This window comes from uncultured Faecalibaculum sp. (genome assembly GCF_910588395.1).
Lineage (GTDB): Bacteria > Bacillota_I > Bacilli_A > Erysipelotrichales > Erysipelotrichaceae > Faecalibaculum.
The window spans coordinates 1-14,086 of record NZ_CAJUPA010000004.1 but is presented as its reverse complement, the minus strand read 5'-3'; the positions used below and the strand labels follow the sequence as shown (position 1 = coordinate 14,086).

Annotated in this window: 15 protein-coding genes and 1 tRNA gene; 13 read left to right on the top strand and 3 right to left on the bottom strand. The window is 57.2% G+C overall.

All coding sequences use genetic code 11. The features are described 5' to 3' along the window. Positions 1-23 precede the first annotated feature (23 nt). Positions 24-980 carry a DnaJ C-terminal domain-containing protein gene (locus tag QZ305_RS01785; RefSeq protein ID WP_294729780.1) on the top strand — a complete coding sequence of 319 codons (957 nt, stop codon included), beginning with the start codon at positions 24-26 and terminating at the stop codon, positions 978-980. A 179-nt stretch (positions 981-1,159) separates the two neighbouring features. Here QZ305_RS01785 and QZ305_RS01780 read toward each other — a convergent pair whose 3' ends face one another. Both QZ305_RS01780 and QZ305_RS01775 read right to left on the bottom strand, forming a co-directional pair. Continuing rightward, complete coding sequence (locus tag QZ305_RS01780) at positions 1,160-2,209, bottom strand: iron-containing alcohol dehydrogenase (protein ID WP_294729779.1); 1,050 nt, start codon at positions 2,207-2,209, stop codon at positions 1,160-1,162. 245 nt (positions 2,210-2,454) lie between these two features. Further along, positions 2,455-2,544, bottom strand: a tRNA-Ser gene (locus tag QZ305_RS01775). A 395-nt stretch (positions 2,545-2,939) separates the two neighbouring features. On the opposite strand from QZ305_RS01775, the gene epsC reads away from it, so the two are divergent. Continuing rightward, a complete protein-coding gene (gene epsC, locus QZ305_RS01770) occupies positions 2,940-3,479 on the top strand; it encodes a serine O-acetyltransferase EpsC (protein ID WP_294729778.1) in 540 nt (179 codons plus the stop codon). Between the two features lie 7 nt (positions 3,480-3,486). Then, the gene (locus QZ305_RS01765) at positions 3,487-4,788 is read left to right on the top strand and encodes a hypothetical protein (protein ID WP_294729777.1); all 1,302 of its coding nucleotides are present in this window, start codon (positions 3,487-3,489) and stop codon (positions 4,786-4,788) included. Between the two features lie 94 nt (positions 4,789-4,882). On the opposite strand, the gene QZ305_RS01760 is transcribed toward QZ305_RS01765, so the two are convergent. Beyond that, complete coding sequence (locus tag QZ305_RS01760; protein WP_294729776.1) at positions 4,883-5,371, bottom strand: hypothetical protein; 489 nt, start codon at positions 5,369-5,371, stop codon at positions 4,883-4,885. 91 nt (positions 5,372-5,462) lie between these two features. Between QZ305_RS01760 and QZ305_RS01755 the strand changes: the two genes are divergently transcribed. Genes QZ305_RS01755 through QZ305_RS01710 form a run of 10 tightly spaced genes read left to right on the top strand, consistent with a single transcriptional unit; the run spans position 5,463 to position 13,929 of the window. Beyond that, positions 5,463-6,446 carry an FHA domain-containing protein gene (locus QZ305_RS01755; RefSeq protein ID WP_294729775.1) on the top strand — a complete coding sequence of 328 codons (984 nt, stop codon included), beginning with the start codon at positions 5,463-5,465 and terminating at the stop codon, positions 6,444-6,446. Beyond that, positions 6,443-7,447: a hypothetical protein gene (locus tag QZ305_RS01750; RefSeq protein WP_294729774.1), complete on the top strand. Its 1,005-nt coding sequence runs from the start codon at positions 6,443-6,445 to the stop codon at positions 7,445-7,447. Before QZ305_RS01755 ends, QZ305_RS01750 begins: the two co-directional genes overlap by 4 nt. Beyond that, the gene (locus tag QZ305_RS01745; protein WP_294729773.1) at positions 7,410-8,837 is read left to right on the top strand and encodes a hypothetical protein; all 1,428 of its coding nucleotides are present in this window, start codon (positions 7,410-7,412) and stop codon (positions 8,835-8,837) included. Before QZ305_RS01750 ends, QZ305_RS01745 begins: the two co-directional genes overlap by 38 nt. Next, positions 8,830-11,841, top strand: a complete 3,012-nt coding sequence (locus tag QZ305_RS01740) for an FtsK/SpoIIIE domain-containing protein (protein ID WP_294729772.1) — start codon at positions 8,830-8,832, stop codon at positions 11,839-11,841. The genes QZ305_RS01745 and QZ305_RS01740 overlap by 8 nt, the downstream gene beginning before the upstream one ends. Beyond that, complete coding sequence (locus tag QZ305_RS01735) at positions 11,831-12,034, top strand: hypothetical protein (RefSeq protein ID WP_294729771.1); 204 nt, start codon at positions 11,831-11,833, stop codon at positions 12,032-12,034. Before QZ305_RS01740 ends, QZ305_RS01735 begins: the two co-directional genes overlap by 11 nt. A 23-nt stretch (positions 12,035-12,057) precedes the next feature. Beyond that, positions 12,058-12,351, top strand: a complete 294-nt coding sequence (locus tag QZ305_RS01730; protein ID WP_294729770.1) for a WXG100 family type VII secretion target — start codon at positions 12,058-12,060, stop codon at positions 12,349-12,351. Beyond that, on the top strand, positions 12,348-12,632 hold the full coding sequence (locus QZ305_RS01725) for a WXG100 family type VII secretion target (RefSeq protein WP_294729769.1): 285 nt from the start codon (positions 12,348-12,350) through the stop codon (positions 12,630-12,632). The genes QZ305_RS01730 and QZ305_RS01725 overlap by 4 nt, the downstream gene beginning before the upstream one ends. After that, positions 12,629-12,805: a hypothetical protein gene (locus QZ305_RS01720; RefSeq protein WP_294729768.1), complete on the top strand. Its 177-nt coding sequence runs from the start codon at positions 12,629-12,631 to the stop codon at positions 12,803-12,805. The genes QZ305_RS01725 and QZ305_RS01720 overlap by 4 nt, the downstream gene beginning before the upstream one ends. After that, entirely contained in the window at positions 12,789-13,595 is an 807-nt protein-coding gene (locus tag QZ305_RS01715; RefSeq protein WP_294729767.1) for a hypothetical protein, read from the top strand. The genes QZ305_RS01720 and QZ305_RS01715 overlap by 17 nt, the downstream gene beginning before the upstream one ends. 55 nt (positions 13,596-13,650) lie before the next feature. Then, the gene (locus QZ305_RS01710; RefSeq protein ID WP_294729766.1) at positions 13,651-13,929 is read left to right on the top strand and encodes a DUF4176 domain-containing protein; all 279 of its coding nucleotides are present in this window, start codon (positions 13,651-13,653) and stop codon (positions 13,927-13,929) included. Positions 13,930-14,086: the final 157 nt, after the last annotated feature.

The following is a 14,086-nucleotide window of genomic DNA, read 5'->3' as shown; positions in this document are numbered from 1 at the left end:
TTCACAAAGAAAGCGAGGCATTCATGGCCAAAAAGTTATATGACATTCTCGGTGTGCCGGAAACGGCGGACAAGAAGGAAATCAAATCAGCGTACAAAAAGCTGGCAAAGAAGTATCACCCGGATCTGAACCCGGGCAAGGATACCACAGCGCAGATGAAGGAAATCAACAAGGCGCATGATATCCTGACAGATGACAAGAAACGGAAGCTGTACGACGAGTATGGAGAGAAAGCCATTGAGGCGGACTTCAACGAAGATGTTCTGAACAGCTACAAGTATTCCTGGGGCAGCCAGGGAGGCGGCGCCTTCGGCCCCGGACAGGAATGGCCCTTCGGATTTGATGATATTTTCGGCAACATGTTCTCCGGCGGGGGCAGGGGCGGTGCCAGAACCCAGGGCTTCGGAGATTACGGTTCTTTCTATGACCAGTACCAGCCACAGCCGGAGAAGGGTCAGGATCTGAACGCGGATATCAGCATTGACTTCATGAAAGCGGTCAAGGGCGGCAGCGAAACCGTATCCTTTATGATGACAGGCGCCAATGGACAGAGCGAACGCGTCACCTATGACATCAACATTCCTGCCGGCATCAAGGAAGGTCAGAAAATCCGGCTTGCCGGCAAAGGCGGTCCCGGTTACAACGGCGGACCTGCCGGGGACCTGCTGCTGAAAGTGAACATTCTCTCCAACCCGACATTCACACGGGAGGATATGAACATCCTGACAACGGTATCCGTCGGCTTTACCGAGGCAATCCTGGGAACGGAAGTGGATGTACCGACTCTGGATGGATCGGTATCCCTGAAGATTCCGGCCGGCACGCAGCCCGGTCAGAAATTCCGTCTGAAGGGCAAGGGAATTGTCACTTCCAAAGCCACCGGCGATGAGTATGTGACAATCAAAGTCACCCTGCCAAAGACACTGACCGACGAGCAGAAGGAACTGATCGAGAAATTTCAGGAAACACAGAAAGCCTGATCCTTTCACTGACACGAAGACCATCTTTCCATCCGGAAGGGTGGTTTTTTTTGGGGTGTGTACCGGCAGTCAGGGATACCCCGGTGCCGATGGAGGACAAACTGCCAGGGCATTCACGGGTACAGGAAAAAGCCGGACATCCGTCTGTGATGGCGGGTGTCCGGCTTGCCTGGGTCGGGTCATTTGTTTGCGGCCAGAAGGATTTTCTGCAGGTACCTGCTGTCCGTGAAGGATTTCAGCTCCTTGCGGGAAAGAGACAGGCCGGCTTCCGGCAGGGAACCGGCAAGTTTCATGTCGCCCAGCAGCTGACTGGTCTGTGTCAGCAGATCTGTTCCATTGCCATAGACGAGTCTGGCAATGGTTTCAAGGCGTTCATTGTCTGTTCTGGCCAGACTGTGCAGCCAGGCAGGGAACAGGGAAGACAGAGCGGTTCCTTCCGGCAGGGAGCAGGCAAAGGCCAGATCCTGTGCAAGCTGGATGAAACCTGTGGGATCGGTGGATTTGAGCTTGTGGCTGAGGACACCGGCTTCAAAGAGAGCGGAACGGGCTTCCAGATCCGAAAGGTCTGTGGACAGGGACCGGATGCATTCCAGGACCCGTTTCATGACATCCACACAGGCTGTCAGGTCCGGTTCCCGGGAACTCAGCGCGGCAGCAAAAGCGCGGACATACAGGGCAAATCCCTGATTCATGGTGGGATACCAGGGAAGGATGGACAGTCTGGGATCCAGAATGGCGAACCGGCATGCGGCCTGCGGGGCGTGTATGGTCCGCTGCTTTCCTTTCAGCACCAGCGTGCAGGCGTCTGTCAGTTCATCGCCGGTGGCAGGGTTGGTGAGAACACAGGCAACCGGCAGCGCTTTTCCGGGTCTGGATTTGCCGGTCCAGAATGACCGGATGTCGCCTTTGAACCGGATTCCCAGGGCAATGCCCCGGGCACACTGCAGGGTGCTGCCTCCACCCAGAGACAGGATAAAATCGCAGTCAGTCCTGCGGCAGTGGCGAATGCCGCGTTTCACCGATCTGTATTTGGGATTGGGAAGAATCTGACCCAGGTTTTCATGCTGAATATGATGGCTGGTGAGCAGTACTCTGACCTGCTCCAGCAGGCCATCTTCCACAGGGCGGTGGGCATGGACGAGAAGGACCTTGTGGCCTTCCAGCAGAGCAGGGAGCTGCTGCAGAGAATCAGGACCCAGAAGAATCTGGGGTGTTGACTGATGTTTCATGTTTCCTCCTGTTCAGACAGAATGCAGAACATTCGATCTGCCGGTATGCCGGCTTTCCTACAGTATCCCGCTGTCTGTCGGGTTTTTCGCTGAAGATGCATGAATCAGAATGCGGGATCTGACTGTCCAAAGGAGGAGAAAGGCGGGATTGCCGCTGGATGAGGGCAGGCAGGGTGGGAATTGTACTGAAACAGGATCAGAAACAGCAAAAAAACTCCCTTTGGAAAAAGGGAGTGAATTTTCACTGGCGGAGAGTAAGAGATTCGAACTCTTGGTAGCCTTTCGACTACACAGCCTTTCCAAGACTGCACCTTAAACCGCTCGGACAACTCTCCAGTGATTTTCTGCATCCGTTTCGGTCGTTCCGAAGCACCGAATGCCTGTTTATAATACCTGATTATTCAGTTGCATGCAACCCCTTATTTTCAGTTTTATCTACAGGTTTATCGGACCCAGGTTTATCGGATTTTCCTGCTTCATCTGGATCACCATCGGGTGCACAAAGGCAGATCAGAAATCTGCAGCGGGAAGGATCCGGGCAGAAAGCCGAAACAGGAAAGCGTGGAAGCTCCTTCTGCGAACCGCATAAGCAGTTTATCCTTTTTGTGATGCAAAGAGTTTTCGGAGATCATGCAATACACATGCCGCCGGTTTGTGGGATGGCTGTGTGAAGGGAGTAAGCCGGGATTTACTTCTTGAGTTTGGTGTATAAAAAACGTAAGATTTATTCATGTCAATCCGAGAATTCATTGACGCTGAAACATACAATGTGAAACGCACGATGGACCTGGATCCGGCTGCCAAGTCGCCCTGGGAAGTCCTGCTGCTGTATCCGCATATCAAAGCCCTGCGCTCATACCGCATTGCCAACAAGCTCTGGAAAAAAGACCACCGGTTCCTGGCAAGATGGGTGAGCAACCGTGCACGCCGCAAAACCGGCATTGAGATTCATCCCGGCGCCACCATTGGAAAAGGACTGGTGATCGACCATGGAATGGGTGTGGTGATCGGAGAAACCGCCATCGTGGAAGATGACTGTCAGCTCTATCACGGTGTGACGCTGGGCGGTGTGGGTACAACCGATGTGAAGCGACATCCGACTCTGAAAAAAGGAGCCTATGTAGGCTCCGGTGCCAAGGTCCTTGGCAACATTACGCTGGGTGAATCCAGCAAGGTGGGAGCCAATGCAGTTGTCCTGCAGGATGTGCCTGCCCGGGCAACTGCCGTGGGAATGCCTGCCCGAATCATTGCGAAGCAGAAGGAGGAATAAGCCGAGTATGTGGAAATACCGCTGCAAAACGCAGCTGATCACACTGGCACTGGCCTTTGTCTGCGGTGCCCTGCTGGTTGGCATCGTGCTTTATGCCGATCCATCCTACGCCACTCTGGAATTTCTGCCGCCGGAAGTCGCAGCGTATGCACAGGGGAACAAAATTGCCATGTGCGCTTCCGGAGGACTGGTGGTGGCCGGCATTGCGAATATCATCCTGATCGGGCAGCTGCTGATGACGCAGTTCCAGATTTCACCGCTCTTCATCTATCTTTTCCTGTTTCTGATGCCTTCCTATCTGGTGCTGATCGGTTCCGCACTGGTGATTCCCATGGCAGTTCTGAGCATCGTGGGCATCGTTCAGCTGAAAACCGGGCGGGATGCGGCTTTCCGCAAAGCCCGTATCACCGGGGATGCGGAACTGGTGCGGATTTATGAACTGCATCACAAACTGGATCCGCAGTACAGACCCATGGCCGAAGAATGCCGCCACAATGCCTCCAGAGCGGCCTGGATTTACGCCCTGGGAATCGTGGCTGTGATGTGTGTGCTCTTTTTTGTGAACAACATTCTGCTCATGATGCTGGCAATCATGGCATACATGCTGATTTTCAACTACATTGCCAGATACCGGGCAAGCTGCATGATTCCCATCACCAAACTGCTGTACGAGCAGTGTGATCCGGAAGCGTGCATTTCAGCCATCGTGTATTATTCCACGAGAAACGGAAAAATCCGTCTGACGAATCAGGCGCTCATGGCACAGTGTCTCATTTATCTCAATGATCCGCAGCTTGCGCAGGATGTGCTCATTACCTATCCCCGCAAGGATGCAGCCAGTGTGCTGACCTACTGGTCTCTCATGTCCTATGTGTATTATCTGCTCAAGGATGAGTCGGGACTGGAGCGCAGTTACGAAGAAGCGCAGAAAGTGCGCCTCAACTTCGGACACACCGGCGTCATGATCCGCAGCGAGGAACTGAATTCCATCAAGAACCGTCTGGATCTTATGAACGGGGATTTCAGCGAATGCAAACGCTACTTCCTGCAGAGTCTGAAAACAGCGGTTTTCCCGTTCCAGAAGGCGGATGCGGATTACTACATCGGGCTGATTTCCTTCGTTCAGCAGGACTACAGCCTGGCAGCGATGTACTTCAATCAGGTTGTACAGACCGGAGGAAAGCTGTATTTCGTGCAGAACGCCAGGGATTATCTGGAAAAAATCGAACAGTTGAATGTGGTCCAGGAACAGGAGGAGCTGCAGGCTTCGCTTCCCTGTCCCGCAGATGATAACGCACAGGTGCAGTGACTGATACCGTGCAGAGATGGTGTGCTGTCTCTGCACGGTATTTTCTGTTTCTGCACCATCAAGCTTCGAAAAATACAGGCAGAAAAACCCGCAGTCAGAATTTTCTGCTGCGGGTTTCTGCATGTTGCTTTTTTCCGGTCTGCACCTGTCTGACAGGGATCAGAAGGAGAATGCCGGAAGCCCAGATCATTTCGGCCAGGCCACTGACATGGGAGCAGACACCCATCACGGCAAAGGAAATCCCCAGAACCAGGAAATACATCCTGGCTTTTTTTTCGCCTGTATAAACCAGCAGACGCATCTGGCTGACAGACAGCAGCGTGATGCCGGCAATCTGCAGCCAGACGTGAAGATCGTTCATCCAGCCCGGGCCCTGCAAACGCCAGGGAATGAGAAACCCCGCTCCCAGCAGCCAGAGCCACGGCCCAGGCGCCAAGCGCCGCATCAGCAGGACCAGGACTGTACAGCCCCAGAGCAGGTACAGCCAGAGGCAGCGGCTTTGCAGACCGGTGATATTCTGATGGACCGGATCCAGAAAAAACGCCGGTGTCCAGAGCACAAAAAGCGTCAAAATCTTACACACATCTTAAAAATAGACTTTTTTTTGGCGAATTTCAGCAAATTTCCGGAAAAACAGCGAATATAACAATTACGCCCCATGGAAAGGAGGTCCAATGAAAGATCATGTAACGGTTCTGAGCCGGGATGCAGGAAAGCTGAGGATCCGTATCAATGACCCGCAGATGTTTGATGAATCCATCCTGCCGCAGGCTGCCTGCGATCCGGGCTGTCTGGTTTGCCGGGTTGTCTCGGCTATGCCTGTGGAGCTGGAATACGACGTGGCTGGATTCAGCGATATTGGCTCGTTTATGAAACAGTACTGTTTCGGCAGGCAGGAGGGATATGGGTTTCTGGAGGGGCTCCTGGAGAAAGCCGTGAGCACAGCCCGGGCCAAGCCGGTGTATCTGGATATCTCGGCGGTGTTCTGCACGCCAAGAGGAGACGGATTCCGTTTTGCGGTGCTGCCGCTGAAAACCGATGCCTGGCTGCTGCAGCGGGAAGAAATGCGGTCTTTTGTGGATTCATTGCGGCAGGCGTTCCGGACGGGCACAGATTATGAGATCCCGGGGTGGCTGCAGATGGCGCTGGGAGATGAACAGTTTTCACTGCCGACGGTGATACAGGGGCTGCGGGAGCTGGAGAACGTGTTTCATCCCCGCCGCTTTCCGTTTCTTCCTGTCAGGCCCAGAGAACCTTTCCGGACAAGGGAAGAAGTGATCGTGCCGGTGATTGAATACAGCAGCATGCCGCCGCTGCCTGTCCGTGGCTCTGAAGAGCCCCAAACCAGTGAGCGCACCCAGGTGCTGCTGGCGCTGCCGCAGAAACAGGCGGTGCTGGTGGATCAGGGCACGGTGTATGAACTCCGGTTCGAGACGATGACCATCGGGCGGGGGATTCAGGCGGATATCCGGATCCCGGATGAAAGTGTATCCGCACTGCATGCCCGGATCACCTGTGACCAGGAGCGGTTCTATGTGCAGGATCTGAAGTCTTCCAACGGAACATGGCTGCAGGACAAACAGGTCCGGCGGCGGATGCGCCTGAAAAATGGCATGGAGCTGCGGCTGGGTTCCCGGGTGCTGCGGTTTGAGCAATGAGCCGCTACCGGGTTATCCGGGTTCTTGGCTGCAATCTGACGTGCACGCAGCTGGCCAGGGATGTGATGACGGACCGGCTGGTGATTCTCCGCCGGGTTTCGCGGAGTGATCCGCTGGCGTGCCGGCAGTTTGCCAGGGAAGCGGATCTGCTTCTGAAGCTGCAGGGACGCAATGCCCCGTGTGTCTATGAGTGTCTGGAGACGAAGGATGAGCGGATTCTGGTGGAGGAATACATACAGGGGGCGCCGGCTGCTGCCGCTTCCAGGAGACAGCGGATTGAGATACTGGACGAACTGCGGCGGATCCTGTGCCGGATCCATTCGCTGGGATATCTGTATCTGGATCTGAAGGAAGACCATCTGATTCTGGATGGAAACCGGCTGGTGCTGATTGACTACGACGGGATCCTGGAGACCGGGAGCCGTCAGTGCTTTTTCGCAACGCAGGAGATGATGGCGCCGGAGCTGGCAACGGATGCAGAAAAGACACCGGCAGCAGACGCCTGGTGCTGGGCCAGGCTGGCAGCCCGCTGGCATCTCTATCCGCTCCGGCGGCTGGGGTGCCTGCGAAAAGATCCTGCCAGGCGCAGAGATCTGTCTGATTTTCCGGGATTCTCCTGGCTGCCTCTGTTCTGGTTTGTCACAGTGTCTGTCTTCGCGGCCGGACTCTGTCTGCCGGCAGCGGGGGAGGCGGGAACGGGAAATCTGGCGCAGGCAGCTCTCCTGGATAAATCTCTGCCGCTGGCGCAGCGGACAGGGCTGCTGGAGGAGCTGGATCAGGGGGTGGATGACCAGTCATTTGAAGAATTCTGTGAAGAGATCACCACCGGGCAGGAGGCCCGGCAGGTGGCGGCTTATGCTCTGCGCATGAAGATGCAGGGAATCGATCTGGAGCTCCCGCCGGACTGGGCACAGCGGTTCGGAGAGGATGTGGCTTTGCTGATGGAATGGAAGGAGAAAACAGATGCAGGAATGCATGATTCAGCCGGTACAGAGCGCTGAAATCAGAGAAGAGCAGGCAGCTGGTCAGGAGACGGTTCTGAACGGTCCTGGCTGGGTGCTGGTGAAGACTTCGGAGGGCGGGTTCAGAATCTTGCTTCCGGAGAATGGAAAAAACGGGAAAGAAAACAGGGATCACAGTCTGTGTGAAGAGAGGCATGAAACCGGCGGAGATGATGGCAGCCGGATCGGATCGTCAGATGAGAAAGAGACAGCAGCGAAGGATGCGGCAGGCACAGATGCCGGAGAGGGTGAGCCGGACGAACCGGGGGCGAATCAGACTGTCCCGGATACCGGTGCATCCGGAAATGAGCCGGCCGAACCGGATGAGAAGCAGGAACTCATGACGGATTCTGCAGGAGACAGGGAGCCGGACAACCCGGTTTCGGACGCCGGTGGGCAGACAGATAAGGAATCTGCTGGAGATGAAAACCGGGAGGAGCCGGAAGCGGGACCGGAAGTGGAGGATGCCGGGACAGATCCGGAGAACGGAGACTCCACAGTGGACGTACCGGAGGATGCAGGGCCGGACAATGCCGGAGAAGAAGAGGGAACAGAGCCAGACAAGCAGCCTGCTGCAGAACCGGAAAAGCCCGTGACGCCGGATGCAGAACAGCCTGCACTGCCTTTGGAGAAACCGGAGGGATCTGCTACAGGCTGCATCCGGCTGCCGGATACATTGTTTCCTTCCGGAGAACCGGTCAATGCCGATCAGCAGCAGCCGGAAATCACAGTACCCTCTGTTCCGGAAGCAGTTCCGGTACAGACGGGCACATTGCTGCTGGCGCCGGAAGCGGGATCCTGGCTTGTTGGGCTGGTGAAACAGCCAGTGGTCCAGGCTGGTCCTTCTGTGGAGGCTGCTTCCATCCTGGACAAGGAACGGCAGACAGAACCGGCCAGCACACTCCAGACATCCCGCCTGACAGAGTCTCCCACTATGGCGGAAACTGCAGGCCCCGCAGCGGATCTGTCAGGAGCGCTGGCAGCCGCAGCAGGCAGAACCGGCAGTGAGCCGGTACAGGTCCGGGCGGGCAGCCGTCTGTTCAGCTGGAATCCGCAGGAGGGGCTGAAAGTGATGCAGGATCAGCAACCCGCTGTTCCCTCCCGGTTCACAGTGGTGGAGGACGGCCAGCGGGTGCAGCTGATTCTCCCTGGACCGGAGCCAGTCCTGTCAGCCCAGGTGAACGGTCAGACAGTCCCTGTGCAGCAGCGGCAGGAAGGCAGCGTGATTGAAGTCACCAGGGCGTATGCCGGGCAGCAGGTCCGGGCGCTTACAGCCTCCGGCAAGGTGATCGAGCAGCAGATTGCAGGCCGGAACACAGGCGGCTGGCTGGCGCTGTGGCCGGCGTTGCTGGCACCGGTGATCTGGCTGCGGCGCAGGCGTCATGGCTGAACTGCTCTGCTTCACACCGGATCATCTGAGCCGCCAGCGGTATCCGGAAACGGAAGGCAGGCTTCAGGCCCGGCTGCCGGAGGGAATGCAGACCATGTCTTTGGGACAGAGCCGCACCTGGAAAAACATGGTCTTCTGCGCCTGGAAGGAACCGGAGGCTGCATCCATGAGTCTGCTGGTGGCCAGAGACAATCTGGTCTTTGGCAGAGATCTGCTGGATGTCCCGGATCCGGCTCTTTCCGCCCGGCATTTCCGTCTGATACAGGATGGTGAAAGATATGAGCTGGAAGATCTCGGCTCTGCCAACGGCACGTACATCAATGGGTGCCGGGTTCGGGGCCGTCAGAAGCTGAATCCTCTGGACCGGATACAGTGCGCCGGCTGCAGTCTTCTCTGGATGGACTCCTTCTTCATCTGCGGCTTCCGCCAGCATGGGCCGCCGCCTGCGCCCCTTGCAGACTGTCGGAAGCCGCAGTCCGCTGACGCCGGCAGCCGGCATCAGCTGCCTGCCGGATTTCAGAAAGCGGAACCTGAGAAACTCGTTCTGGAGTCCTGGGTTCTGCAGGAGATGCCGGTCCGTCAGAACCTGTTTCTTTCCTGCGGCTCCAGCCTGCTCATGAGTGCTGGCTCCCTCCTCTCCGCTGCGGCTCTGCAGGCAGCCGGCAGAAGCTCACCGGAATCAGTGAACACCAGCCTGATCATGTCACTGGCGATGGCGGCCAGTTTCCTGATTTACGGACTGATTTCCAGGCATGTCACCTGGAAGCAGGCCATGAAGGAAATCCGGGGGAAAGAAGAGGCCTACCGCCAGTATCTGACAGGTCTGCGGGATCAGATCCGGCAGCTGCGCAGCAGTATGGAACAGCAGCAGGAACAGCTGGCTGTTCTGTGGCAGAGACTGGACCCCGTTCTGTATCAAAGCGGACTGCCGGTGCCTGCTGGCTGGGAGGAGACCTCCGGGTTTCTGACACTGGAGGTACCGCAGTTTTCCTGGCGTCACCGGCAGCAGCCTCTGTTCCGGGAGGTGCAGATGGTGGTGAAAGAGGCACTGGTTCCTGTCCGCCGGCTGCGGTTTGAGGACATGGAAGGAACAGTCACCGGCAACCGGGCTTCCCTGTTTGCCATGACGGTGTGGAGCCAGGACCCGGAACAGGTGAAATGGGGTGCTGATCCGGCTGTGGAGGGAGAATGGCCCCATCTCTGGCACAACCGGCAGCGGGTGCGGCACGCCCTGCCTGGTCTGAAGGTGTATGGCACATTGATTCAGGATGATCCCGGCCTGCCCTGCAGCCTGGAAAAGCTGCAGCATCTGGCGTTTTTGCCAGGCCCTGTCAGACAGAAAACTCTGCAAACCGGACAGGGGCCACAGTACCGGGTTCTCATCGGTCACAGTGAAACAGGCAATGACGTGTCCCTGGACCTGGTGACGGATGGCCCCCATGGACTGGTGGCCGGGACCACCGGCAGCGGCAAATCGGAAGCCATGGCCACACTGCTCTGTCAGCTGATGCTGGTGAATGATCCGGAGCACTTTCAGTTTCTGATTCTGGATTCCAAAGGCGGTGCCTTTGCCGCACCCTTTGCTTCCATGCCCCATTGTGCCGGTGTTCTCACGGATCTGGATGAAGAGGGAATGGCGCTGCTGCAGAGGGCGCTGGAAGCAGAGCTGAAACACCGGGAGAGACGGATGCAGGCTTTTCAGGAGAGACATCCCCTGGAAACACCGGATTTTCTCACTCTGAGCCGGCTGGAGTCCGAACCCATGCCGCTGCTGCTGGTGGTCGCAGATGAATTTGCCCAGATCCGGGAACAGTATCCTGCCCGGCTGGCCTTTCTGCAGTCGCTGGCCAGGGTGGGACGGTCCCTGGGCATCTGTCTGCTTCTGTCCACCCAGCGCCCTCAGGGAATCGTGGATGCACAGATTCTGGCCAATACCGGGTATGTCCTGTGTTTTCGGGTCCGGGACCGGTATGAAAGCCAGGAAGTGCTTCAGGATGACCGGGCAGCCAGGCTCAGAGGGGCTGGAGACGGGTGGTTCGGACAGACCCGGTTTCAGGCACTGTATGCCAGACGGCCGCTGCATGCAGGCGGCTGCCTGAGAAATTCCCATGGAACCATCCTGCGGGAAATCCAGGCAGAGACCTGGATGGAACAGGCACTTCAAAAGGCAGCAGCCGGACGCAGTCCCTGCAGCAGGCTGCTGCCGGGCCGACCCGGTCCGTTTCAGGATCCCGGCCTGGCTCAGGTGCTGAATCCGGAAGAAGCCAGACTGTGGATCCTGGATCCGCTCCCTGGCACGCTGACGCGTATTCTGGCGCCGGAGCACAGCCGGCAGGTTCTGGAGGCTCTGCAGGGCATTTATCCGGGTCTGATCCTGCCCACAGCCGGCAGTGCCTGGTTTGCATTGCACATGGATGGAATCAGAACGGTGGCGCTTCTGGACCAGGATCCGGGTCCCTGGCTGCTGCCGGATATCCGGGTGTTTCTGATTCAGACAAAACCCGCTGCCTCCATCGTGGCATCCCGGGCAACGCTGGTCTTCGGATCTGCTGCCAGTCTCTGTGCCTTCGGGTCATTCCGCCATGACTGTCCCTTTCCGACCGGTCTGCTGCAGGAGGGAAATCAGCCGCTGTGGATGCAGACTGCACTGCCTGCGCAGCCCGTGGCACAGCTGCCGGATTTCGCCATGGCCCTGGACTGGACGGCTGTGTTCGAAACACCGGTTCTCGGCATCAGCGAAAACAGACCCGTGTTCTGGGATGGAAGTCCGCTGTGCATACTGGGAGAACAGGCGGAAGAGATGGCGGAGCGTCTGCATCAGTGGCGCCCGGACTGGCCTGTGTCCTGTGCGACGCAGCTGCAGAAGCAGACGGGCACTGTTCTCTATACCGGCGGATGGAAATCCCAGGCCTGGAAACTGGGACTTCCCTCTGTACCGGAGACCTGGCTGCTTTGCTGCCGGGGAATCATGACAGGACTGGAGCCGCTGATCCATGCAGGATGACTGGCTGCTCCTTTTGACAGATGCTCTGGACGGCAGTCAGCTGCAGCTCTGGATCAGTCCCGGACTGCCCTTGTCAGCCATGGGCATCACCTGGCTGCTGGATCTGGAGACCAGACGGATTCTGGATCCGGCCTGCAGTGTCCGTGAGCTGAACCTGCCTTTTGCAGCCAGGCTCGCGGCCCTTATTGAATGAAAGAAAAGAAAGGAAACTGGAACATGCTTATCAAAGCGGATTATGATCACATTCTTCAGGAAGGACAGAACCTTCAGCAGCAGTCTCAGAACTGCCAGTCCCGCATCCGGCAGCTGACCGGAACCATGGAACAGACTGCGGATATCTGGCAGGGAGAAGATGCACAGACGTTCATCTCTCAGGCCAGAAGCCTGCAGCCGCATCTGATCCGGCTGACGGAAATCATGAATCAGTATGGTGAAATGCTCACACAGACAGCCAGAACATATCAGCAGCTGCAGCAGGACCGGGCAGCGCAGGCAGCGAGGCTTTTATGATTCAGATTTCCAGTCAGGAACTGGCAGCCCGCTCTGCCGCAATGAAAAACCAGCTCAGTGACATGCGTTCTCTGTTTTCGGCTGTGACGGCCAGGATCCGGTCCATGGATTCTGCCTGGAGTTCTCCCGCCAGCCGGGCATTTGTCAGCGAATATGAAACGCTGATTCCGCTGTATGAAAACTACTGCCAGACCGCAGAAGCCTTCACTTTGTATCTTGATCAGACTGCGGCTTCCTATCAGGATACAGAACAGATGCTGGCTGCAGCCATGAGCGCATGAACAGCCGCAGCTATTACACAGATCTGATTTCCCGGCTGCAGGGACTGAAAAACACGCTTCCCGAAGGACTCAGCGAACAGGAGCGGCAGAAGGTGGCAAGCCGCATCTCCCTGATGCAGTCCCAGGCCAGAGTGATCCTGGCGGCACTGGAACAGAATGAGGACCGACACTGATGCCCTGAGAGGCTTCGCTGCCCGGATCCGGGCGCTGCGGCAGGGATCCTTCAGCGGAAACACCGCCCTGGATACACATCTGGCAGTACAGGCCAGTCTGGACCGGCTGGCTCTGTGGTTTGAAGATACAGCTTCCCGGGCGGACTGGACAGAATCGACACTTGCCGCGATCTCTTCGCCCTGGAAACCGGGCAGACTGCATACCAGTCACAGCGAAGTCTGGAACCTGGGACAGCAGCTCAAACAGAGACCGGTCAAAACCACACTGACAGGCAGCGTATCCACTGCCGTGGCCCAGGGACACTGGCTGCAGACCGGCCAGCATCACCAGCTGGATACCCAGGTGGATCTGGTGAAATTCAAAGCCTCGGGAAAAGCGGCCATTCAGCTCTGGGACAAACAGAAAAAGAAGGTCCCGTCTGCAGAACTGCAGGCCGAAGCCTCCCTGAGCGCCGCGTCCTTCGCGGGCAATTACAAGGTATTTGCCGGCCGTTCCGCTTCGGCGGCACTGAATCTCAAGGGGGAAGCCGGGGCGCTGTACGCCAAAGCGGAGGCTGTGCTCTCCGCGCAGGAGCAGAGCCTGGACCTGGCGGTGGGGGCTGCGGCTTTCCGGGGGGAATGCTCCCTGGCATTCTCGCTGTTCGGCGCCACCATCACCCTGACCGGAGAAGGTTCCATCGGCAGCTGCGAGGCGTCCATGTCCTACCGGCACAAAAACCGGGAATGGGAATTTGGCAGCAAGCTGGGCTTCATTGCCGGTACCGGATTCAGACTGAAAGTCAGCTACTGAGCCGGAACACACAACCATTGAAGAAACTGCAGAACAGCAGAAAAGAAAGGACTCTATGAGCAAAGCACCGGAATGGCTGCCTCTTGGCAGCGTGGTCACCATGAAAGAGGGAACAAAGCGGCTGATGATCGTCGGCCGGATTCAGCGTGGCGGGGATGACCTTCTCTACGACTACGCCGGCGTTCTCTGGCCGGAGGGGATGATCCGCAGCGACCGGCTGTATCTCTTCAATCATGAAGACATCGATCTTCTCTGGAGCATCGGCTACCAGGAGAAGGAAGAATTCAACTTCCGCCACGTACTGGAAGAGCAGTATGACAATCTGCACGAATAAACTCTGACTTCACAGCGCTTCTTCGTCTTTGCGACCCGGTCTCTGGCAGACCGGGTTTTGCTGCGTGGCGGGAAAATCCGGCATCCGGGCTGCAGCGCCAGGATACGAAATTTCATGGCTGAGCCAGCCACCCGCCATAGATGAAAACAGTGGTAAA

Bases quoted from the DNA above. Each gene is read 5' to 3' on its own strand.
- QZ305_RS01785 (WP_294729780.1), top strand. From the start codon at position 24: ATGGCCAAAAAGTTATATGACATTCTCGGTGTGCCGGAAACGGCGGAC.
- QZ305_RS01780 (WP_294729779.1), bottom strand. From the start codon at position 2,209: ATGAAACATCAGTCAACACCCCAGATTCTTCTGGGTCCTGATTCTCTG.
- epsC (WP_294729778.1), top strand. From the start codon at position 2,940: ATGTCAATCCGAGAATTCATTGACGCTGAAACATACAATGTGAAACGC.
- QZ305_RS01765 (WP_294729777.1), top strand. From the start codon at position 3,487: ATGTGGAAATACCGCTGCAAAACGCAGCTGATCACACTGGCACTGGCC.
- QZ305_RS01755 (WP_294729775.1), top strand. From the start codon at position 5,463: ATGAAAGATCATGTAACGGTTCTGAGCCGGGATGCAGGAAAGCTGAGG.
- QZ305_RS01750 (WP_294729774.1), top strand. From the start codon at position 6,443: ATGAGCCGCTACCGGGTTATCCGGGTTCTTGGCTGCAATCTGACGTGC.
- QZ305_RS01745 (WP_294729773.1), top strand. From the start codon at position 7,410: ATGCAGGAATGCATGATTCAGCCGGTACAGAGCGCTGAAATCAGAGAA.
- QZ305_RS01740 (WP_294729772.1), top strand. From the start codon at position 8,830: ATGGCTGAACTGCTCTGCTTCACACCGGATCATCTGAGCCGCCAGCGG.
- QZ305_RS01735 (WP_294729771.1), top strand. From the start codon at position 11,831: ATGCAGGATGACTGGCTGCTCCTTTTGACAGATGCTCTGGACGGCAGT.
- QZ305_RS01730 (WP_294729770.1), top strand. From the start codon at position 12,058: ATGCTTATCAAAGCGGATTATGATCACATTCTTCAGGAAGGACAGAAC.
- QZ305_RS01725 (WP_294729769.1), top strand. From the start codon at position 12,348: ATGATTCAGATTTCCAGTCAGGAACTGGCAGCCCGCTCTGCCGCAATG.
- QZ305_RS01720 (WP_294729768.1), top strand. From the start codon at position 12,629: ATGAACAGCCGCAGCTATTACACAGATCTGATTTCCCGGCTGCAGGGA.
- QZ305_RS01715 (WP_294729767.1), top strand. From the start codon at position 12,789: ATGAGGACCGACACTGATGCCCTGAGAGGCTTCGCTGCCCGGATCCGG.
- QZ305_RS01710 (WP_294729766.1), top strand. From the start codon at position 13,651: ATGAGCAAAGCACCGGAATGGCTGCCTCTTGGCAGCGTGGTCACCATG.